Below are 19,676 nucleotides of genomic sequence, written 5' to 3' on the forward strand. Positions count from 1 at the left end.
GCGTGACCCTGCAACGGCCCCTCGGGAAAGGCGCGCACCCATGCGACTCGGCATCAACCTCGGCTACTGGGGACTCGGCCTGGACGCCGACAACATCGCGGTGGCCCAGGAGGCCGACCGGCTCGGCTACGCGGTCTGCTGGGCCGCGGAGGCGTACGGCTCGGACGCGGCCACCGTGCTCTCCTACGTCGCCGCCAAGACCGAGCGGATCGACGTCGGCTCGGCGATCTTCCAGATCCCGGCCCGCACCCCGGCGATGACGGCGATGACCGCCGCGACCCTGGACACCCTCTCGGGCGGCCGGTTCCGGCTCGGCCTCGGGGTCTCCGGCCCGCAGGTCTCGGAGGGCTGGTACGGCGTCAGGTTCGACAAGCCGCTGGCCCGCACCCGGGAGTACGTGGAGATCATCCGCAAGGCGATGTCCCGCGAGCGGCTGGTCCACCAGGGCGCCAACTGGACCCTGCCGCTGCCCGGCGGCCCGGGCAAGGCGCTGAAGCTGACGGTGCACCCGGTGCGCGAGCGGATCCCGCTCTACATCGCGGCGATCGGCCCGAAGAACCTGGAGCAGACCGGCGAGCTGGCCGACGGCTGGCTGGGCATCTTCTTCTCGCCCGAGCACGCCGACCAGTCGCTGGAGCCGCTGCGGGCCGGCCGGGCCAAGGCGGGCCTGACGCTGGACGGCTTCGACCTGTGCCCCACCGTCAACATCGCGGTCGGCGAGGACGTGGCGGCGCTGGCCGACTCGCTGCGCGACTACGTGGCGCTCTACATCGGCGGCATGGGCAGCAAGGAGAAGAACTTCTACAACCAGCTGGCCCGGCGGATGGGCTACGAGCAGGCCGCCGAGGAGGTCCAGCAGCGCTACCTGGCCGGCGACAAGCAGGGCGCGGCGGCGGCCGTGCCGCAGGAGCTGATCGACTCGGTCTCGCTGCTCGGCGGCACCGAGCGGATCGCCGACCGGATGCGGGCCTACGCCGACGCGGGCGTCACCACGCTGACCCTGGCCCCGGCCGGCTGGACCTTGGACGAGCGGATCACCGCGCTGCGCACCGGCGTGGCCGCCCTGGAGCTGGCCGGCCTGGCCTGACGGCCCGGCCGGGCTACAGCCAGCCCCAGCGCTTGAACAGCCGGTGCAGCACCCCGCAGGCCAGCGCGGTCGCACCGGCGCCCAGCGGGTAGCCGTAGGGCACCGCCGCCTGACGGTCCACCAGCGCGTAGCCGGCCAGCAGCACCGGCGGCACGGCGAGCGCGGCCCAGGCGGTGGCCCGCTGCGCGGTGCTGCCGGGCGTCCCGCGGCGCGGTCCGGCCGGCCGGGCCGCGGGCGGGCGCGCGGTGGCGCCGGCCGGTGCGGGCGGTGGTGCGCAGGCGGCGGCCAGCCGCTCGGTGGGCTCGCGCAGCGCGGGCAGCAGTCCGGTGGAGAGCTCGTGCAGCGGGCCGAGCACCTGGCGGGCCGCGGCGGTCAGCACCCGGGAGCCGGGGCGCTCGGCCAGCGCGGCCAGGTACTCGTCGGCGGTGGCCGCGCAGACCGCGTGCAGCACCGCGACCGGCCCGTGCGCCAGTAGCCGGGGCTGCTGCTCCAGCCGGGCCCGCAGGCCGCGCATCGGCCCGGGCGGTCCGTGACGCACCGTCAGCACGAAGCCCTCGCCGACCAGCAGCACGAGCTGACCGGTGGTCATGGCGGCGCCGTCGCGCTGAACGGTCGTCAGCACCACCAGCAGCGCGTCCGCGAGCCGGGTCACGCCCGGTGCGCGGGGCGCGCGCAGGGCCTGCGCCACGGTCCCGGCGGGCAGCCCGGCCACCGCCCCGACCTGGGTGAACTCGGCCTCGCCGGGGTCCGCGAGGCCGATCCACACGAAGCCGCCGTCGGTGCCCGGGGTGCCGGCGGCGGCGAGCCGGCGACCGTCCTGGTAGCGGGCGGAGTCGGTGATCACGCTTCATTGTGGCCCGGGCGGGGCCCCGGGGCCGGGAACGGCTCGCGGCCACCCCTTAGGCTGGGGGCATGCCCACACTGCTGCTGGTACGCCATGGCCGGTCGACCGCGAACTCCGAGGGGATCCTCGCCGGTTGGACCCCGGGAGTGGAGCTGGACGAGGCGGGCCGGGAGCAGGCCGCCGGGCTGGTCGGCCGGCTCGACGGGGTGCCGCTGGCGAAGGTGGTGAGCAGCCCGCTGGAGCGCTGCCGGCAGACCCTGGAGCCGTTGCTGGCGGCCCGTCCGGAGCTCGGCGAGCCGGCCGTGGACGAGCGGTTCGGCGAGTGCCACTACGGCGAGTGGACCGGTCGCAAGCTCGGCGAGCTGGCCAAGGAGCCGCTCTGGCGCACCGTCCAGGACCACGCCTCGGCGGCGGCCTTCCCGGGCGGCGAGTCGCTGCGCGCGCTCAGCCACCGCACGGTGGCGGCGGCCCGCGAGTGGGACGAGAAGGTCGCCGCCGAGCACGGCGCGGACGCCGTCTGGCTGGCCTGCACCCACGGCGACGTGATCAAGGCGATCGTGGCCGACGCGCTGGGCCTGCACCTGGACCACTTCCAGCGGATCAACGTGGACCCCTGCACGGTCACCGCGATCCGCTACACCCCGCTGCGGCCGTTCCTGCTGCGGATGGGCGACACCGGCACGCTGACCGGCCTGCGGCCCGCGCCCGCCCGCGAGGGCGGCGAGCCGGTGGCCGAGGGCGACGCGGCGGTCGGCGGCTCCACCGGGCGCTAGCCCGCACGCCGTAGGGTGAGGAGGCGCCCGGAGCCCGGAGCAGCCGCCCTGCCAGACCCCGTTCCAGACCCAGTTCTACGTTCTACACAACCGGAGCGAGAGAGTGCCCCGACAGGTCTTCTACTACGACCAGCCCGAGCGGTTCGTGGCCGGCACGGTCGGCCAGCCCGGCTCGCGGGCGTTCTTCCTGCAGGCCAGCGCGCGCGGCCGGATCACCAGCGTGCTGCTGGAGAAGACCCAGGTGGCGGCGCTGGCCGAGCGGGTCGACGAGGTGCTGGACGAGGCGCTGCGGCGCAGCGGCGGCGAGGCGTCGATCCCGGCGGTGGCGCCCGCCGAGCTGATCGACAGCGCCCCGCTGGACCTGCCGCTGGAGCAGGAGTTCCGGGTCGGCACGATGGCGCTGGCCTGGGACGCCGGCGACGGCCGCCTGGTGGTCGAGGCGCAGGCGGCGCTGGAGGAGACCGAGGACGAGGAGGAGCCGGTCTTCGACGACGAGAACGGCCCGGACCTGCTGCGGGTGCGGCTCACCGGCGCGATGGCCCGGGTCTTCGCCAAGCGGGCGCTGGAGCTGGTGGCCGCCGGCCGCAAGCCCTGCCCGTTCTGCAACCTGCCGCTCGACCCGGAGGGCCACATCTGCCCGCGCCAGAACGGGTACAAGCGCTGAACGCCGACCAGCCCGCCGACACCGGCGCCGCGATACCGCAGGCCGACCCGGCCGGCACGGCGGCGCTGGCCGCCGACCCGGCCACCGCGCTGGAGCTGCTGCGCTCCGGCGAGCTCACCGTGCACGGGCAGCTGACCGAGGCCTCCAACACGGTGCTCTACTGCTCCGTCGCGCTGGCCGGGGTGAGCGCGCCCTGCGTCTACAAGCCGGTGCGCGGCGAGCGCCCGCTCTGGGACTTCCCGGACGGCACGCTGGCCGGGCGCGAGGTGGCCGCCTACGAGCTGTCGGCCGCCTCCGGCTGGGCGCTGGTGCCGCCGACCGTGCTGCGCGAGGGCCCGTTCGGCCCGGGCATGGCGCAGGTCTGGGTGGAGCCGGACCCGCAGGCCGGGCCGATCCTCGCGCTGCAGGACCCCGAGGGGCCGGAGCCGGGCTGGCTGCCGGTGCTGCGGGCCGAGGTGGCGGACGGCCGGGAGGCGCTGCTGGTGCACGCCGACGACCAGCGGCTGCGCCGGATGGCGGTGCTGGACGCGGTGCTCAACAACGCCGACCGCAAGGGCGGCCACCTGCTGGCGGCCGCCGACGGCCGGATCTACGGCATCGACCACGGGGTGACCTTCGCCGCCTCCGGCAAGCTGCGCACCCTGCTCTGGGGCTGGGCCCGGCAGCCGCTGACCGAGGAGGCGGTGGCGGTGCTGGAGCGGCTGGCGGCCGAGCTGGACGGCGCGCTGGGCGCGCGGCTGGCCGAGCACCTGACGCCGGCTGAGCTGACGGCGGCTCGGCGGCGGACCGCGGAGCTGCTGTCCACCGGGCGCCACCCGCTGCCCTCCCAGGAGTGGCCGTCCATCCCCTGGCCACCCGTCTGATTATTCCCCCGCAGGCGTGTTGAACGTCCGGGAGTGACCGACTCCACTTCATTTCGGCCGTTTCCTGCAACAGGTTGGCCTTACAAATGATCGCGAGGTTAGAGTCCCTTCCATGCATGCCTGGCCAGCCTCCGAGGTTCCCGCCCTACCAGGTCAGGGACACCCTCTGCGTATCCACGACACCGCCACCGGCACCATCCGGGAGGTGGTTCCCGAGGGCGACACCGCCCGGCTGTACGTCTGCGGGATCACCCCGTACGACGCCACCCACCTGGGTCACGCCGCCACCTACAACGCCTTCGACCTGGTCCAGCGGGTCTGGCTGGACCACGGCCGGCAGGTGCACTACGTGCAGAACGTGACCGACGTGGACGACCCGCTGCTGGAGCGCGCGGTCGCCACCGGTCAGGACTGGACCAAGCTGGCCGAGCGCGAGACGGCGCTCTTCCGCGAGGACATGACCGCGCTGCGGATCCTGCCGCCGAAGCAGTACATCGGCGCGGTGGAGTCGATCCCGTGGATCGTCCCGCTGGTCAAGAAGCTGCTGGCCAGTGGCGCCGCCTACGAGCTGGACGGCGACGTCTACTTCTCGGTCGAGGCCGACCCGCACTTCGGCGAGGTCTCCGGGCTGACCCGGGAGCAGATGCTGCCGGTCTTCGCCGAGCGCGGCGGCGACCCGGACCGTCCGGGCAAGCGCCACCCGCTGGACGCGCTGCTCTGGCTCTCGGCCCGCCCGGGCGAGCCCGCCTGGGACACCGAGCTCGGCCACGGCCGGCCCGGCTGGCACATCGAGTGCGTGGCGATCGCCCTGGAGTACCTGGACATGGGCTTCGACATCCAGGGCGGCGGCAGCGACCTGTCCTTCCCGCACCACGAGATGGGCGCCGCGCACGCCCAGGCCGCCACCGGCGCGCACCCGTTCGCCCGGGCCTACGTGCACGCCGGGATGGTCGGGCTGGACGGGCACAAGATGTCCAAGTCGCGCGGCAACCTGGTGTTCGTCTCGGCGCTGCGCCGCGACGGCGTGGACCCGGCGGCGATCCGCCTGGCGCTGCTCTCCCAGCACTACCGCAGCGACTGGGAGTGGACCGACGAGGTGCTGGCGCAGGCCGTCGAGCGGCTCGACCGCTGGCGGGCCGCGGTCTCCCGGCCGGACGGCCCGTCCGCCGAGAAGCTGCTCGCCGAGGTGCGGGCCGCGCTCGCCGAGGACCTGGACGCGCCGGCCGCACTGGCCGCCGTGGACCGCTGGGCCGCGCTGCAGCAGGCCGACGGCGGCGAGGACGCCGGTGCGCCCGGACTGGTCTCGCGCACCGTGGACGCGCTGCTGGGCGTGGCGCTCTAGCCCGGCGCCTGACCGACCGTCAGCGCCTGACCGTCACTCGTGGGGCCGCCGTTCCTTGACGGCGGCCCCGCCGTTCTTCGCACTCGTGCCCGCGCCCGCGGCGGAGCCGTCGCCGGCCGCCGCCCCCGCGGTGCCGAGCGCGCCCATCGTGCCGGCCGCCGCCACCGCCTTGGCGAAGGACGCCGCCACCTCGCCGGCCTGGTTGGTGGTCGCGGTGTCCAGGAAGCGCAGCAGTTCCACCGGGAAGGGCAGCACCAGGGTGGAGTTCTTCTCCGCCGCGACCTCCACCACGGTCTGCAGCAGCCGCAGCTGGAGCGCGGCCGGGGTGCTGCTCATGATCCGGGCCGCCTCGGAGAGCTGCTTGCTGGCCTGGTACTCGCCGTCCGCGGTGATGATCCGGGCCCGCCGCTCGCGGTCCGCCTCGGCCTGCCGGGCCATCGAGCGCTTCATCGACTCGGGCAGCGCGACGTCCTTGATCTCGACCCGGTCGATCTGGATGCCCCAGCCGAGCGCCGGGCTGTCCAGCATCAGCTCCAGGCCCTGGTTGATCGGCTCCCGGTTGGCCAGCAGGTCGTCCAGCTCGCTCTTGCCGATGATCGAGCGCAGCGAGGTCTGGGCGACCTGGGAGATGGCGAACTGGTAGTCCTGCACGGTGACGGTGGCCCGCACCGGGTCGACCACCTTGAAGTAGACCACCGCGTCCACCCGGACCGTCACGTTGTCCCGGGTGATGCCCTCCTGGGCGGGGATCGGCATGGTGACGATCTGCACGTTGACCCGGCGCAGCCGGTCCACGGCCGGCACCAGGAAGACCATGCCGGGGGAGCGGACCTCCTCGCGCACCCTGCCGAAGCGGAACACCACCCCGCGCTGCCACTGCTGCACCACGCGCATGCTCAACGCTGCCCAGGCGCCCCCGAGCGCGGCCAGTCCGGCCAGCGCCCCGAGCACCGCATCCAGGACCACCATGGCGTCACCTCGGCCACTTCCGCCACCAGCGAATCAGTCCGGCGGACTCTCCACGGTACTCCGGTGCGGTGGGCCCCCGGACGGGCGGAAGGAGGTGCTCCGGTTGTGCGGCCCTTCTGTGGACTGGTCTAGACCCTTGACAGGACACGGTCCGGACCGGTGCACTGGTCCTGGCCGATGACCGGCGGCTGCCCGACGCCGGTCATCGGCTCATCGCCGCAGTGCTCCTGACGGCGGATCAGCCGCCCGCCCCGACCGGGGTCAGCCGCGCGGCCGACCGTCCCGGCCGTCGGCCTCCTGGTCCTCGCTGCTCCCGTCGGCCTCCTGCTCCGCACCGCCGCCGGCGTCCTCGCCGGCCGGCTCCGGCCGCCCCTCGCCGGAGTCCGCCGCGGGGGACTCGTCGGCGCCCTCGGCCGCAGCCTCCTCGCCGGCCGCGCCGGGCTCGCCGGAGCGGTCCAGCACCGGCCGGCCGCCGGGCGACTTCTCGCCCTTCTCGCCGGCCGGCCCCTGGTTCTCCCGGCGCCGCAGGTAGCGCTCGAACTCCCGGGCGATCGCCTCGCCGCTCGCCTCCGGCAGCTCGGTGGTGTCCTGCGCCTCCTCCAACTGCTGCACGTACTCGGCGACCTCGCTGTCCTCCGCGGCCAGCTGGTCCACCCCCACCTGCCAGGCCCGGGCGTCCTCGGGCAGCTCGCCCGGGGGGATCCGCAGGTCCAGCAGGTCCTCAAGCTTGTTCAGCAGCGCCAGGGTGGCCTTCGGGTTGGGCGGCTGGGCCACGTAGTGCGGCACCGCGGCCCAGAGCGTCACGGCCGGCACGCCCGCGTGCGCGAACGCCTCCTGGAGCACGCCGACGATCCCGGTCGGGCCCTCGTAGCGGCTCTCCTCCAGGTCGAGCCGGCGGGCCAGCGCCGCGTCCGAGGTGACCCCGCTGACCGGCACCGGGCGGGTGTGCGGGGTGTCGCCGAGCAGCGCGCCGAGGATCACCACCAGCTCCACGCCCAGCTCGTGCGCGATGCCCAGCAGCTCGTTGCAGAACGAGCGCCACCGCATGCTCGGCTCGATGCCGCGCACCAGCACCAGGTCGCGGGTGGTCGGCTCGGTCACCCGGATCACCGACAGGCGGGTGGTCGGCCAGGTGATCCGGCGCACCCCGCCGTCCAGCCAGACGGTCGGCCGGTTGACCTGGAAGTCGTAGTAGTCCTCCGCATCGAGGGCGGTGAACACCTTCCCGCCCCAGGTCTCGTCCAGATGGCCGACCGCCGAGGAGGCGGCGTCGCCCGCGTCGTTCCAGCCCTCGAAGGCACAGACCATGACCGGGTCGATCAACTCGGGAACATCTTCCAGCTCGATCACCCAGCGTCTCCCTCCGCACGTGGAACGCCCCGTTCCACGGACCGTACCTGCCCAGCCTACGGGCTTTGATGCCCTCAGGGTCCAGGGTTCAGGAGAGTGCGTCGGACACGACCGGAAGGTAACCGTGCGACTGGCCCTCGGCGGTGGGGTGGAAGGACTCCCAGGGGGTGCGGAGCACGATCCCGGTGATCCACTCGCCGCCCGGGCCGGCGCAGACGCCGTGGCCGGCGAAGGCGGGCCGCGGGTCGGCGAACCGGGCGCCGTGCGCGGTGGCCTGGCGGTGGATCAGCTCGTCCACCCGGTCGGTCAGCGCGTTGAACTCCGCCCGGCGGTGCCCGGTGCCGGTCCAGCACAGCCCGGAGGCCTCGGTGGCCAGCAGGTCCGGGTAGCCGGTCACCACGACCCGGGCGTCCGGGGCGGCGGCGGTCAGCGCCGTCAGCAGCTGGTCGTAGCGGGACGGCAGCTGATGGTCCAGCAGGTCGGCGGAGTGCGCGAGCGCCCGGTCGCAGCGCTCGTCGGTGGTGAGCGGCTGCAGGCAGGCCAGCACCGCGTCGGTGAAGCCGAGGTCGTTGCCGCCCACGGTGAGCGACACCCGGGCCAGCCCGTGCGGCAGCTTCGGCAGCTGGTCGGTCAGCACCGCGTGGGTGTCCGCGCCGTTGCAGGCCAGGTCGGTGGCGGCGGTGCCGGGGTGCGCGGCGGCCCAGAGCACCGGGTAGGCGTTGGCGCTGCGGTGGCAGTCCCCGGCGGCCGGGTCGTAGCCGCCGGCGCCGACGCCCGCGGCGTAGGAGTCGCCGAGTGCGGCGTATCCGGCGGCCGGGGCGGCGGGTGCGGGGGCGGCGCCGCCGAGCAGCAGGGCGGTGGCGGTCAGGGCGGTGGCGCAGGTGCGGCTGAGCGTCCTCATGGACGCTCAGCGTAGCCACTCGGAGGCCCAGGGTGAGGGACCGTCAGGGGGTGAAGGTGAACGGCGTGGTGACGGTCAGCGGGGTGAAGCCGAGCCGCTGCAGGATCGGGCGGCTGGTCGGGGCCGCGTCCACCTGGAGGTAGGGGTAGCCGAGCTCGGCGGCCACGGCCGCCCGGTGGGCGACCAGCGCGCGGTAGATGCCCCGGCCGCGCCACTCGGGCAGGGTGCCGCCGCTCCACAGGCCGGCGAAGGAGACGCCCGGCACGGTCTCCAGCCGGGCCGCGCTGACCGGCCGGTCGCCGGCCATCGCGACCACCAGCCGCAGGGTGTCGGGCGCCTCGGCCAGCTGCACCCGCAGCCGCTCCACCAGGCGGCTCGGGTCGTCCTCGAAGGCCACCCGGTGCACCTCGGCGACCAGCCGCAGCGCCTCCTCGTCGTTCTCGGTGCGCAGGTGCACGCCGGCCGGGAGCTCGACGGGCACCGCCTGGGCGGCCGTCTCGGCGACCATCACGGTCTCCGCCGGCTCGGCGGTGAAGCCGGCGGCGAGCAGGCGCTCGGGCAGGTCGGCGGGGCGGTCGTGGTCGTGGTGCTTCCACTCGAACTCCTGGCCGAGCTCGGTGAACCGGGCCACCTGCGCGGCGATCGCGGCGTCCGCGCCGGCCTCGTCCAGGTCCGACCAGAGCACCGCCGACCAGCCGTTCGCGGCGGCGACGTGCCGCACCACCGAGCCGTCCCGCTCCACCACCGCGCCCGGTTCCATCGGCCCCGCCTCGCGGCGCAGCTCCCGGTCGTACAACGCCAATGCCGCATCCTTGTCCATCCGCACAGCTCAGCATCCGGCCGGACGGCGGGCAACCCGATTACCGGCTACCGCCCGGTGACCGCCGCGAGCACGGCCGCGGTGTCGGCGAGGTCGGGCAGCACCACGTCGGCGCCGGCGGCGGCGAGTTCGGCGGCCGGGACCAGTCCGGTGGCCACCGCGACGGCCCGCGCCCCGACCGCGTGCGCGGTGTGCACGTCGCGGACGGTGTCGCCGATGATCACGGTCTCCGGGCCGGTGAAGCGCCGGCCGAGCACCCGCTCGGCCCGGTCGAAGGCGTGGGCCGGCAGGTCGGTGCGCTCGTAGGCGTCCTCGCCGTAGGCGCCCAGGCGCAGGTCCAGGTGCTCGGTCAGGTCGAAGGCGGCCAGCTTGAGCTCGGCCAGCGCGAGCAGGTTGCCGGTCAGCACCGACTGCCGCACCCCCGCCAGTCCGGCCAGCGCCGCCAGCGCCTCGCGGGCCCCGGGCAGGGCCCGCCCCTCGTCCGCCAGGTCGCCGGCCCGGTCCCGCATCTCGGCGACCAGCAGCTCCAGGTAGCTGCCCATCAGCCCGTCCGCCGGCTCCAGGTCGTGCGCCCGCAGCAGCTCGGTGGTGGCGGCGATCTCGGTCCGCCCCTGGTAGGTGAGCTCCCAGCTCAGCGGTATCCCGGTGGCCCGCCGGAAGGCGGCCTCGACGGCCCGGCGGGCCACCCCGCCGCCGTCGATCAAGGTGTGGTCGATGTCCCAGAGCACCAGCAACGCGTCACTCACGGCCCCTCCGATCGCTCGTGGCCGCCCTGCACCGCGGCCCCCCGTGGGCATCATCGCCCATCGCGGGCCCGGATTCCGGCGGAACGCCCGCTGCGTATACTCCGGAGCGGTCGCGACTGGCGAGGGTGGACCACCACCGGGAAGCGGCCGGTCACCGGATGCGAGCGTCGACCGCCTGGGCGCCTGTGTCAGCGAACTGTCGAACCGTCAGCCACGCCGACCAGGAGAGCCCCCGCATGCAGTTGCGCTACGGCATGAACCCGCACCAGCAGGCCGCCCCCGCCGAGCCCGTCCACCCCGGCCGGTGGCCGGTCCGGGTGGTCAACGGCGCCCCCTCCTTCATCAACCTGCTGGACGCGCTGAACGCCTGGCAGCTGGTCAGGGAGGCGCACCGGGCCACCGGCCGGGTCGCCGCCGCCTCCTTCAAGCACGTCTCGCCGGCCGGCGCGGCGCTGGCCGGCCCGGTCGAGGCGGCCGTCGCCGAGCCGTACGGGCTGGACCCGGCCGCGCTCAGCGAGGTCACCGCCGCCTACCTGCGGGCCCGCGACGCCGACCCGAAGTCCTCCTACGGCGACCTGGTGGCCGTCTCGCACCCGGTCGACCTCCAACTGGCCGAGCTGCTCGGCACTCTGGTCTGCGACGGCGTGGTGGCCCCCGGCTACGCGCCCGGCGCGGTGGAGCGGCTCAGCCGCAAGAAGGGCGGCCGCTTCCTGGTGCTGGAGGCCGACCCGGAGCTGGAGCCGCCCGCCGAGGAGACCCGCGAGGTGCTCGGCCTGCGGCTGACCCAGCAGCGCGACGCCGCCGAGCTCACCCCGGCCCTGCTCACCCCGGTGTCCGGCGCCCCGCTCACCCCGGCCGCCACCGCGGACGCCCTGCTCGGCCTGGCCGTGCTGCGCCACACCCAGTCCAACTCGGTCTGCTACCTGCACGACGGGGTGGCGGTCGGGATCGGCGCCGGCCAGCAGTCCCGGGTGGACTGCACCCGGCTGGCCGGCGCGAAGACCGACACCTGGTGGCTGCGCCGCCACCCCGCCGTGCGCGGCCTGGCCTTCCGCGACGGGGTTCGGCGCCAGGACCGGATCAACTGGCAGATCCGCTACCTGGACGGCGACCTCACCGCCGACGAGCAGGGCCGGTTCGCCGAGGCGCTGACCGCGCCGCCTTCCCCGCTGACCGCGGCCGAGCGGGCCGACTGGCTGGCCCGGCTCGACGGGGTGCTGTTCGCCTCGGACGGCGCGCTGCCGTTCCGCGACAACGTGGACCACGCCCACCGGCACGGGGTGACCACGATCGTGGAGCCGGGCGGCTCGATCCGCTCGGACGAGGTGGCCGGCGCCTGCGCCGAGCTCGGCATCACCCTGGTCCGCACCGGCCTGCGGCTGTTCCACCACTGACGGACCGTCAGGCGAGCTGGAGGTGGTGGGTGACCCACGGCCCGTCCGCGGTGGCCAGGTGCAGCAGCAGGCCCGCCGGCTCCTGCGGGCGGCCCGCCTTGCGGGCGCCGCTCGGGGGCGGGCCGGAGGCGCTCGGCGCCACCGCCAGCAGGGCGCCGGCGAACTGCGCGGTGATCGGCCGGTGCGCGTGGCCCGCCAGCACCCGCACCACCTGCGGGTGGCGGGCCAGCACCTCGGCCAGCGCCGGGCCGTCGGCCAGCCGCATGCGGTCCAGGAACGGGATGCCGACCGGCGCCGGCGGGTGGTGCAGGCAGACCACCGCGGGGGTCTCCGGACGCTCCGCCAGCACCCCGTCCAGCCAGGCCAGTTGCCCGGTGCCCAGCTCACCGGCCGGCGAGCCGGCCACCGCGGAGTCCAGCGCGACCACGGTCAGGCCCGGGTGGTCCACCACGTAGTGGGTGGACTCGCCGCCGCCGAGCAGCGCCGAGCCGCCGAACTCGGTGGCCAGCGCGGCCGGGTCGTCGTGGTTGCCGGGCAGCAGGTGCAGCGGCAGCGGAAACTCGCCGAGCGCCTCGCGCAGCGCCGCGTACTCCGCCGGGCGCCCGCGGTCGGTCAGGTCGCCGGTGATCACCACGCAGGTGGGGTGCGGGTCCAGCGCGAGCACCCGCCCGAGTGCCCGGTGGAGCCCGTCGGCCGGGCCGGTGGTGAGGTGCGGGTCGCTGAGGTGCGCGAGCGAGGGGGTCATGCGGCGAGCCTGCCCGCGCCGTGGCTCAGGCAGTCCCGCGCCCGGCCAGCTCGGCCAGCAGGTCGGCGGTGTCCGCCGGGCGCGAGAACATCGGCCAGTGGCCGGTCGACAGTTCGGCGAAGTCCCATTCGGGGCCGGCCAGTTCGGCGAAGAACGGGTGTCCCTGGGCGATCATGGCGCGCACCTGGTCGAGCGGGAAGGAGCAGCTGACCAGGGTCTTCGGCAGCGCGGCGGCGCCGCCCGTGCGGTGGGCCGGCTGGCGCAGCGCGCCGATCGGCTGGTCGGTGGCCCGCTCCCGGACGGCGGCGAGCCGCGCCGCGTCCAGCCCCTCGGTGCTCGCCCCGTCGGCCGCCAGCCGCTCCCAGGACGGCATCGGGTACCGCCAGCCGTCCAGCACCGAGGCCTCGATCCGCTCGCGCTTCGCCGCCCCGCCCTGGTCGAGCGCCGACATCCCGTCGGCCAGCGGGCCGCTGTCCAGGTAGACCACCCGGCGGAGCTTCTCCGGCACCCGGTCGGCCGCGACCGAGACCGGCGCGCCGGCGCCGCTGTGCGCCACCAGCACCACCTGGTCCAGGCCGGCCAGCAGCCGGACCAGGTCGGCGGTGTGGGCCTCCAGGTCGACCTCGGGCCCGCCCTCGCCGGCCCGCTCGGCCAGCCCCGGCAGCGAGACGGCGTGCACCCGGTGGCCCCGCTCGCGCAGCGGACCGGCCACGCCCTCCCAGGCCCACGCGCCCAGCCAGTAGCCGGGTACCAGGACGAACGTGCTGCTCATGACGGCCTCCTCGGTCGGTGTCCGGCCCTCACGCTACGACCGGATCAGGACAGCTCCGGTCCTGAACGCGAGGTGTCGGCGCCCCGGTTCCGGCGAGCCGGGCGACTTTGCCGGGCGAGCTGTCGGCCGGTCGCGGGCGGGTCCTATGGTGGGCCCATGACGATCGACGACCAGACCACGCCGACCCGGGTCGACTTCTACTTCGACCCCATCTGCCCGTTCGCCTGGATCACCTCCCGCTGGATCCTGGAGGTCGAGCAACTGCGCCCGCTGGACCTGCACTTCAAGGTGATGAGCCTGTCGGTGCTGAACGAGGGCCGGGAGGACCTGCCCGAGCGCTACAGGGAGCTGCTGGACTCCGGCTGGGGCCCCGTCCGGGTGTGCATCGCGGCCGCCGAGAAGCACGGCCCCGAGGTGCTGCGCGACCTCTACACCGCGCTCGGCACCCGGTTCCACAACGAGAAGAGCGAGGACCGCGAGGCGGTCATCGCCGAGGCGCTGGCCGAGGTCGGCCTGCCGGCCGAGCTGGCCGAGGCGGCCCGGAGCACCGAGTGGGACGAGGCGCTCAAGCGCAGCCACCACGAGGGCATGGACCCGGTCGGCGAGGAGGTCGGCACCCCGACCCTGCACATCGACGGGGTGGCCTTCTTCGGCCCGGTGCTGACCGCGATCCCGCGCGGCCAGGACGCGCTGAACGTCTTCGACGGCGCCCGCCTGCTGGCCGGCTACCCGAAGTTCTTCGAGCTCAAGCGCACCCGCACCGGCGAGCTGGACTTCAGCTGATCCCGTCGGGCACCGCCCACCTGACGCCGCGTCGGCCGACGCGGCGTCAGGGCCGCCCGGCGGACGGTCAGTCCGCCAGCCCGCACCAGTCCCGGCGGTAGCTCTCCCAGTCCCGGTCCGTGGCCGAGAAGTCGGCGTACACCGCGACGCCGAAGTTCTGCCGCCCGGGCGCCTGGGCGCTCAACCCCGCCCGCACCCCGCGCACCGCCGCGGGCACCGTCTCGGCCGAGCCGCGGTGCCCCCAGGTGTCGTCCCAGTAGGCGGGCAGCCCCATCAGCAGGTCCACCGACCCCGGCACCACCTGGAGCGCCAGCTCGGTCTGCTGCGCCACGTAGCCCTGGTAGAGCGACTGCACCGGCATCGCGGTGTCGTAGGACATCACCGCGATCTGGTCCACCCGCCGGGCCACCTGCCCGAAGTACTCCTGGGACCACCACTTGGGGTGGCCGGTCAGCGCGCCCGCCACCGCGTGCAGGCCCGGCAGCGGGTCGATCTGCGGGGTGGCCACCGAGAGCTCGGCGTGCCGGGCGGAGGTGACGGCGCGGGTCGCGTCCAGCAGGTCCAGGTAGCCGGCCGAGCCGGACTGCAGCGGCTCCAGGTCGTAGTGCACCCCGTCGAACCCGGCGTCCAGCACCTGCCGGGCCGAGGCGACCACCCGGGCGCGCACCGCCGGGTCGTCCAGGTGCATCCCGTCCGGGTGCTCCGGCGCCACCACGTCGCCCAGCCAGGCCTGCACCCGCACCCCGGGCAGCTCCCGGTGCACCGCGTCCAGCAGCTGGCGCGCCGCCGGGTAGCGGTCGGCGGGCAGCGAACCGTCGTGCTCCAGCGGGCCGGCGTGCACGTAGAGGTCGCGCACCCCGCCGCGGACCAGCTGCGGCAGCGCCGCGAGGTCGGCCGGGCCCTTGCGCCCGTCCACCCAGGCGTGTCCCAGCCAGGCGGCGTCCGCCCCCCGGGTGCGCGCCGAGCCGGCCGGATCGCCCTGGCCGGCCCACCACAGGGCCCCCGCGGCGAGCGCCGGCGGGAGCACCAGGAGCGTCGCGAGAATGGCCGAAACCAGTGCCAGGCGCCGGCGCCGCAGCCGTATCCACGCCCCCACCTGCCGGATGACCCGTCCGTTCAACGGTGAACCCCTCCCCTTGAACGGTTCACCATACGGAACGCCGTGCGTCACCGGGGCCCCGGGCGGATACCCTGACCGGGTGCGCCCCCGATCGGGGGGAGCGCATAGCCGACAGCCGTCGCACCCAGGGAGTAGCCCCATGGCCACCAGTCTCTCCGTTCCCGACCAGCAGTCCCGCGCGAGCGCGCTGCGCGAGGCCCTCGCCACCCGGGTGGTGGTCGCCGACGGTGCCATGGGCACCATGCTCCAGGCGCAGAACCCGACGCTGGCCGACTTCCAGGACCTGGAAGGCTGCAACGAGATCCTCAACGTGACCCGGCCGGACATCGTCCGCGGGGTGCACCAGGAGTACTTCGCGGTCGGCGTCGACTGCGTGGAGACCAACACCTTCGGCACCAACCTCGCCGCGCTGGGCGAGTACGACATCCCCGAGCGGATCTTCGAACTCGCCGAGGCCGGCGCCCGGATCGCCCGCGAGGTCGCCGACGAGTTCTCCGCCGACGGCCGGCAGCGCTGGGTGCTCGGCTCGATCGGCCCCGGCACCAAGCTGCCGACGCTGGGCCACATCAGCTTCGACGCCGTGCGCGAGGGCTTCCGGCAGAACGCGGCCGGCCTGATCGCCGGCGGCGCCGACGCGCTGCTGATCGAGACCAGCCAGGACCTGCTGCAGACCAAGTCCGCCGTGCTGGGCTGCAAGGACGCGCTGGCCGAGGCCGGGCTCGACCTGGTCGTGGTGGTCCAGGTGACCGTGGAGACCACCGGCACCATGCTGCTGGGCTCGGAGATCGGCGCCGCGCTGACCGCGCTGGAGCCGCTCGGCGTGGACTACATCGGCCTGAACTGCGCCACCGGCCCCGAGGAGTACAGCGAGCACCTGCGCTACCTGGCCAAGAACGCCCGGATCGGCCTGTCCTGCATGCCGAACGCCGGTCTGCCGGTGCTCGGCAAGGACGGCGCGCACTACCCGCTGGCCCCGGCCGAGCTGGCCGAGGCGCACGACACCTTCACCCGCGAGTACGGCCTCTCGCTGGTCGGCGGTTGCTGCGGCACCACCCCCGAGCACCTGCGCCAGGTGGTCGAGCGGGTGCAGGGCCGCCCGGTCGCCGCGCGCGACCCCCGGCCCGAGCCTGCCGCCGCCTCGCTCTACCAGCCGGTGCCGTTCCGCCAGGACACCTCCTACCTGGCGATCGGCGAGCGCACCAACGCCAACGGCTCCAAGAAGTTCCGCGACTCGATGCTGGCCGGCGACTGGCAGGCCTGCGTGGAGATCGCCCGGGACCAGATCCGGGACGGCTCGCACCTGCTCGACCTGTGCGTGGACTACGTCGGCCGGGACGGCGTGGCCGACATGAAGGAGATCGCCGGCCGCCTCGCCACCGCCTCCACCCTGCCGATCGTGCTGGACTCCACCGAGCCGCAGGTGCTGCGGGCCGGCCTGGAGATGCTCGGCGGCCGCGCGGTGCTGAACTCGGTCAACTACGAGGACGGCGACGGCCCGGACACCCGGTTCGGCAAGATCGCCGCGCTGGCCCGGGAGCACGGCGCCGCGCTGATCGCGCTGACCATCGACGAGGAGGGCCAGGCCCGCACCGCCGCGGCCAAGGTCGCCATCGCCGAGCGGCTGATCGAGCAGCTGGGCCGCGAGTACGGCATCGCCGAGCACGACATCCTGGTCGACTGCCTGGCCTTCACCCTGGCCACCGGCCAGGAGGAGTCCCGGCGCGACGGCCTGGAGACCATCGAGGCGATCCGCGAGCTGAAGCGCCGCCACCCGGCCGTGCAGACCACCCTGGGCCTGTCCAACATCTCCTTCGGCCTCTCGCCGGCGGCCCGTCAGGTGCTCAACTCGGTCTTCCTGCACGAGTGCGTGCAGGCCGGCCTGGACTCGGCGATCGTGCACGCCTCCAAGATCCTGCCGATCGCCCGGATCCCCGAGGACCAGCGCGAGACGGCCCTGGACCTGGTCTACGACCGCCGCCGGGACGGCTACGACCCGCTGCAGCGCCTGCTGCAGCTGTTCGAGGGCGTCTCCGCCGCCTCCAACGCCGCCTCCAAGGCCGAGGAGCTGGCCGCACTGCCGTTGGAGGAGCGCCTGGCCCGGCGGATCATCGACGGCGAGCGCAAGGGCCTGGAAGCCGATCTGGACGAGGCGCTGACGGTGCGTCCGGCGCTGGAGATCGTCAACGAGGTGCTGCTGGAGGGCATGAAGACGGTCGGCGAGCTGTTCGGCTCCGGCCAGATGCAGCTGCCCTTCGTGCTGCAGTCCGCCGAGGTGATGAAGAGCGCGGTGGCCCACCTGGAGCCGCACATGGAGAAGTCCGACGACGAGGGCAAGGGCACCATCGTGCTGGCCACCGTCAAGGGCGACGTCCACGACATCGGCAAGAACCTGGTGGACATCATCCTGTCCAACAACGGCTACACCGTGGTCAACCTGGGCATCAAGCAGCCCGTCTCGGCCATCCTGGAGGCCGCCCAGGAGCACGCCGCCGACGTGATCGGCATGTCCGGCCTGCTGGTGAAGTCCACGGTGATCATGAAGGAGAACCTGGAGGAGCTCAACCAGCGCAAGCTGGCCGCCCGGTTCCCGGTCATCCTCGGCGGCGCCGCGCTCACCCGGGCCTACGTGGAGCAGGACCTGCACGAGATCTACGAGGGCGAGGTGCGCTACGCCCGCGACGCCTTCGAGGGCCTGCGCCTGATGGACGCGCTGATCGCGGTCAAGCGCGGCGTGCCCGGCGCCAGCCTGCCGGAGCTGCGCCAGCGCCGGCACGCCCGGGTCGAGGTGGAGGAGCCGGAGGAGGTCAACCTCGGCCAGATCCGCTCCGACGTGGCGGTGGACAACCGGGTGCCGCAGCCGCCGTTCTGGGGCGACCGGATCATCAAGGGCATCCCGTTCGCCGACTACGCCTCCTGGCTGGACGAGGACGCGCTCTTCAAGGGCCAGTGGGGCCTGAAGGCCGCCCGGTCCGGCGGCCCGAGCTACGAGGAGCTGGTGGAGACCGAGGGCCGGCCGCGGCTGCGGATGTGGCTGGACCGGCTGCAGACCGAGGGCTGGCTGGAGCCGGCCGTGGTCTACGGCTACTTCCCCGCCGCCTCCAAGGGCGACGACGTGATCGTCTACCACGAGGACGGCACCGAGCGGACCCGCTTCACCTTCCCGCGCCAGCGCCGCGGCCGGCGGCTCTGCCTGGCCGACTTCTTCCGCCCGGAGGAGTCCGGCGAGCGGGACGTGATCGGCCTCCAGGTGGTCACCATGGGCAACCGGGTCTCCGAGGCCGCCAACGAGCTGTTCCAGGCCAACGCCTACCGCGACTACCTGGAGCTGCACGGCCTGTCCGTCCAACTGGCCGAGGCGCTCGCCGAGTTCTGGCACGCCCGGGTGCGCTTCGAGCTCGGCTTCGGCGACGAGGACCCGCAGGACGTGCGGGACATGTTCCAGCTGAAGTACCGCGGCGCCCGGTTCTCGCTCGGCTACGGCGCCTGCCCGGAGCTGGAGGACCGCGCCAAGATCGCCGAGCTGCTGCGCCCGGAGCGGATCGGGGTGGTGCTCTCCGAGGAGTTCCAGCTCCACCCGGAGCAGTCCACCGACGCCATCGTGATCCACCACCCGGAGGCGAAGTACTTCAACGCGCGGTAACCCGGGGATCACGCTCCCTTCGCTGAACTGGACGTATGCTGGACGGCCCCCGTCCCACCGGGCGGGGGTCGCGCAGCGAAGGGGAGTGCCGCATGACCACGGTCGACACCACCAGCACGGCCCTCGGCGAGGGCGGGGGGAGCGGCCTGCAGGCGGTCCTGGTCGACATGGACGGCACCCTGGTGGACACCGAGGACTTCTGGTGGCAGGCCGAGTCCTCGCTCTTCGCCGAGTTCGGCCACCCGCTGGACCGCAGCCACCGGGCGCACCTGGTCGGCGGCCCGATGACCCGGGTGATGGACTACCTGCTCGACCTGACCGGCCTGGAGATCGACCGCACCGAGCTGGCCGACCGGATCAACGGCCGGTTCACCGAACTGCTGGACGGCGGCGCCCCGCTGATGCCCGGCGCCGCCGACCTGCTGGCGCTGCTGCGGGAGAACCGGATCCCGGCCGCGCTGGTCTCCGCCTCGCACCGGCGGATCATCGACCTGGTGCTGAAGAACCTCGGCGACCACCCGTTCGCCTTCTCGGTGGCCGGCGACGAGGTGGCCCGGACCAAGCCCAACCCCGACCCGTACCTGCTGGCCGCCGCCCGGTTCGGCGCCGACCCGGCCCGCTGCGTGGTGATCGAGGACGCGCCGCTGGGCGTGCAGGCGGGCGAGGCGGCCGGCTGCCCGGTGGTCGCGGTGCCCTCGGTGGCGCCGGTGCCCGCCGCGCCCGGCCGGGTGGTGCTGCGCTCGCTGGCCGAGCTCGACCTGACCCTGCTGCGCTCGCTGGTGCCGGCCCGGGTCTGACCCACCGTAATTCGCCGTGATCCGCCCTGACCCGCGCCCCGTGTGACGCTCGTCTCTTTCTCGACA

The 19,676-nt window shown here is 74.5% G+C and carries 18 protein-coding genes and 1 riboswitch; of the genes, 9 read left to right on the plus strand and 9 right to left on the minus strand.

Annotated elements, in window-relative coordinates; all coding sequences use genetic code 11:
* Positions 1-40: 40 nt before the first annotated feature.
* A complete protein-coding gene (locus FHX73_RS23715; protein WP_145906932.1) occupies positions 41-1,087 on the plus strand; it encodes an LLM class F420-dependent oxidoreductase in 1,047 nt (348 codons plus the stop codon).
* Between the two features lie 13 nt (positions 1,088-1,100).
* On the opposite strand, the gene FHX73_RS23720 is transcribed toward FHX73_RS23715, so the two are convergent.
* Positions 1,101-1,931: a CorA family divalent cation transporter gene (locus FHX73_RS23720; RefSeq protein WP_145906933.1), complete on the minus strand. Its 831-nt coding sequence runs from the start codon at positions 1,929-1,931 to the stop codon at positions 1,101-1,103.
* A gap of 68 nt (positions 1,932-1,999) precedes the next feature.
* Here FHX73_RS23720 and FHX73_RS23725 point away from each other — a divergent pair, with 68 nt between their 5' ends.
* The 4 genes from FHX73_RS23725 to mshC all read left to right on the plus strand — a co-directional run bounded on the left by FHX73_RS23725 (position 2,000) and on the right by mshC (position 5,573).
* Positions 2,000-2,704: a histidine phosphatase family protein gene (locus tag FHX73_RS23725; RefSeq protein WP_145906934.1), complete on the plus strand. Its 705-nt coding sequence runs from the start codon at positions 2,000-2,002 to the stop codon at positions 2,702-2,704.
* Positions 2,705-2,807: 103 nt separating this feature from the next.
* Positions 2,808-3,368, plus strand: a complete 561-nt coding sequence (locus FHX73_RS23730) for a DUF3090 domain-containing protein (protein ID WP_145906935.1) — start codon at positions 2,808-2,810, stop codon at positions 3,366-3,368.
* 119 nt (positions 3,369-3,487) lie between these two features.
* A complete protein-coding gene (locus tag FHX73_RS23735; RefSeq protein ID WP_425461416.1) occupies positions 3,488-4,231 on the plus strand; it encodes an SCO1664 family protein in 744 nt (247 codons plus the stop codon).
* A gap of 112 nt (positions 4,232-4,343) precedes the next feature.
* Positions 4,344-5,573 carry a cysteine--1-D-myo-inosityl 2-amino-2-deoxy-alpha-D-glucopyranoside ligase gene (gene mshC / locus FHX73_RS23740; protein ID WP_145906936.1) on the plus strand — a complete coding sequence of 410 codons (1,230 nt, stop codon included), beginning with the start codon at positions 4,344-4,346 and terminating at the stop codon, positions 5,571-5,573.
* A gap of 33 nt (positions 5,574-5,606) precedes the next feature.
* On the opposite strand, the gene FHX73_RS23745 is transcribed toward mshC, so the two are convergent.
* The 5 genes from FHX73_RS23745 to FHX73_RS23765 form a co-directional block, all read right to left on the minus strand.
* Positions 5,607-6,542, minus strand: coding sequence for a slipin family protein (locus FHX73_RS23745; RefSeq protein WP_145906937.1), 936 nt, complete (start codon positions 6,540-6,542; stop codon positions 5,607-5,609).
* 261 nt (positions 6,543-6,803) lie between these two features.
* Entirely contained in the window at positions 6,804-7,892 is a 1,089-nt protein-coding gene (locus FHX73_RS23750) for a PAC2 family protein (protein WP_145906938.1), read from the minus strand.
* Between the two features lie 88 nt (positions 7,893-7,980).
* Positions 7,981-8,793 (minus strand): SGNH/GDSL hydrolase family protein, encoded by an 813-nt coding sequence (locus tag FHX73_RS23755; protein WP_145906939.1) that lies wholly within the window; start codon positions 8,791-8,793, stop codon positions 7,981-7,983.
* A gap of 43 nt (positions 8,794-8,836) precedes the next feature.
* Entirely contained in the window at positions 8,837-9,613 is a 777-nt protein-coding gene (locus FHX73_RS23760; RefSeq protein WP_145906940.1) for a GNAT family N-acetyltransferase, read from the minus strand.
* 47 nt (positions 9,614-9,660) lie between these two features.
* Entirely contained in the window at positions 9,661-10,359 is a 699-nt protein-coding gene (locus tag FHX73_RS23765) for an HAD family hydrolase (RefSeq protein ID WP_170305012.1), read from the minus strand.
* Positions 10,360-10,461: 102 nt separating this feature from the next.
* Positions 10,462-10,547: riboswitch (ZMP/ZTP riboswitch) on the plus strand.
* Positions 10,548-10,595: 48 nt separating this feature from the next.
* Between FHX73_RS23765 and FHX73_RS23770 the strand changes: the two genes are divergently transcribed.
* On the plus strand, positions 10,596-11,753 hold the full coding sequence (locus FHX73_RS23770) for a phosphoribosylaminoimidazolecarboxamide formyltransferase (protein ID WP_145906942.1): 1,158 nt from the start codon (positions 10,596-10,598) through the stop codon (positions 11,751-11,753).
* Positions 11,754-11,760: 7 nt separating this feature from the next.
* Here the strand turns inward: FHX73_RS23770 and FHX73_RS23775 are convergent, their stop codons facing one another.
* Positions 11,761-12,498 (minus strand): phosphodiesterase, encoded by a 738-nt coding sequence (locus FHX73_RS23775; protein WP_145906943.1) that lies wholly within the window; start codon positions 12,496-12,498, stop codon positions 11,761-11,763.
* Between the two features lie 25 nt (positions 12,499-12,523).
* Positions 12,524-13,270, minus strand: a complete 747-nt coding sequence (locus FHX73_RS23780; protein WP_145906944.1) for an alpha/beta fold hydrolase — start codon at positions 13,268-13,270, stop codon at positions 12,524-12,526.
* A 156-nt stretch (positions 13,271-13,426) separates the two neighbouring features.
* Between FHX73_RS23780 and FHX73_RS23785 the strand changes: the two genes are divergently transcribed.
* Positions 13,427-14,053 (plus strand): mycothiol-dependent nitroreductase Rv2466c family protein, encoded by a 627-nt coding sequence (locus FHX73_RS23785; RefSeq protein WP_145906945.1) that lies wholly within the window; start codon positions 13,427-13,429, stop codon positions 14,051-14,053.
* Positions 14,054-14,120: 67 nt separating this feature from the next.
* On the opposite strand, the gene FHX73_RS23790 is transcribed toward FHX73_RS23785, so the two are convergent.
* Positions 14,121-15,173 carry a glycoside hydrolase family 18 protein gene (locus FHX73_RS23790; protein ID WP_145906946.1) on the minus strand — a complete coding sequence of 351 codons (1,053 nt, stop codon included), beginning with the start codon at positions 15,171-15,173 and terminating at the stop codon, positions 14,121-14,123.
* A 139-nt stretch (positions 15,174-15,312) separates the two neighbouring features.
* Here FHX73_RS23790 and metH point away from each other — a divergent pair, with 139 nt between their 5' ends.
* Positions 15,313-18,813 carry a methionine synthase gene (gene metH, locus FHX73_RS23795; protein WP_145906947.1) on the plus strand — a complete coding sequence of 1,167 codons (3,501 nt, stop codon included), beginning with the start codon at positions 15,313-15,315 and terminating at the stop codon, positions 18,811-18,813.
* A gap of 92 nt (positions 18,814-18,905) precedes the next feature.
* On the plus strand, positions 18,906-19,610 hold the full coding sequence (locus FHX73_RS23800; RefSeq protein WP_145906948.1) for an HAD family hydrolase: 705 nt from the start codon (positions 18,906-18,908) through the stop codon (positions 19,608-19,610).
* The last annotated feature ends 66 nt before the right edge of the window (positions 19,611-19,676 follow it).

This window comes from Kitasatospora viridis (genome assembly GCF_007829815.1).
Lineage (GTDB): Bacteria > Actinomycetota > Actinomycetes > Streptomycetales > Streptomycetaceae > Kitasatospora > Kitasatospora viridis.

Excerpts from the sequence above, each read along its gene's own strand:
- FHX73_RS23715 (WP_145906932.1), top strand. The coding sequence starts at position 41 with ATGCGACTCGGCATCAACCTCGGCTACTGGGGACTCGGCCTGGACGCC.
- FHX73_RS23725 (WP_145906934.1), top strand. The coding sequence starts at position 2,000 with ATGCCCACACTGCTGCTGGTACGCCATGGCCGGTCGACCGCGAACTCC.
- mshC (WP_145906936.1), top strand. The coding sequence starts at position 4,344 with ATGCATGCCTGGCCAGCCTCCGAGGTTCCCGCCCTACCAGGTCAGGGA.
- FHX73_RS23745 (WP_145906937.1), bottom strand. The coding sequence starts at position 6,542 with ATGGTGGTCCTGGATGCGGTGCTCGGGGCGCTGGCCGGACTGGCCGCG.
- FHX73_RS23755 (WP_145906939.1), bottom strand. The coding sequence starts at position 8,793 with ATGAGGACGCTCAGCCGCACCTGCGCCACCGCCCTGACCGCCACCGCC.
- FHX73_RS23760 (WP_145906940.1), bottom strand. The coding sequence starts at position 9,613 with ATGGACAAGGATGCGGCATTGGCGTTGTACGACCGGGAGCTGCGCCGC.
- FHX73_RS23770 (WP_145906942.1), top strand. The coding sequence starts at position 10,596 with ATGCAGTTGCGCTACGGCATGAACCCGCACCAGCAGGCCGCCCCCGCC.
- FHX73_RS23775 (WP_145906943.1), bottom strand. The coding sequence starts at position 12,498 with ATGACCCCCTCGCTCGCGCACCTCAGCGACCCGCACCTCACCACCGGC.
- FHX73_RS23780 (WP_145906944.1), bottom strand. The coding sequence starts at position 13,270 with ATGAGCAGCACGTTCGTCCTGGTACCCGGCTACTGGCTGGGCGCGTGG.
- FHX73_RS23785 (WP_145906945.1), top strand. The coding sequence starts at position 13,427 with ATGACGATCGACGACCAGACCACGCCGACCCGGGTCGACTTCTACTTC.
- metH (WP_145906947.1), top strand. The coding sequence starts at position 15,313 with ATGGCCACCAGTCTCTCCGTTCCCGACCAGCAGTCCCGCGCGAGCGCG.
- FHX73_RS23800 (WP_145906948.1), top strand. The coding sequence starts at position 18,906 with ATGACCACGGTCGACACCACCAGCACGGCCCTCGGCGAGGGCGGGGGG.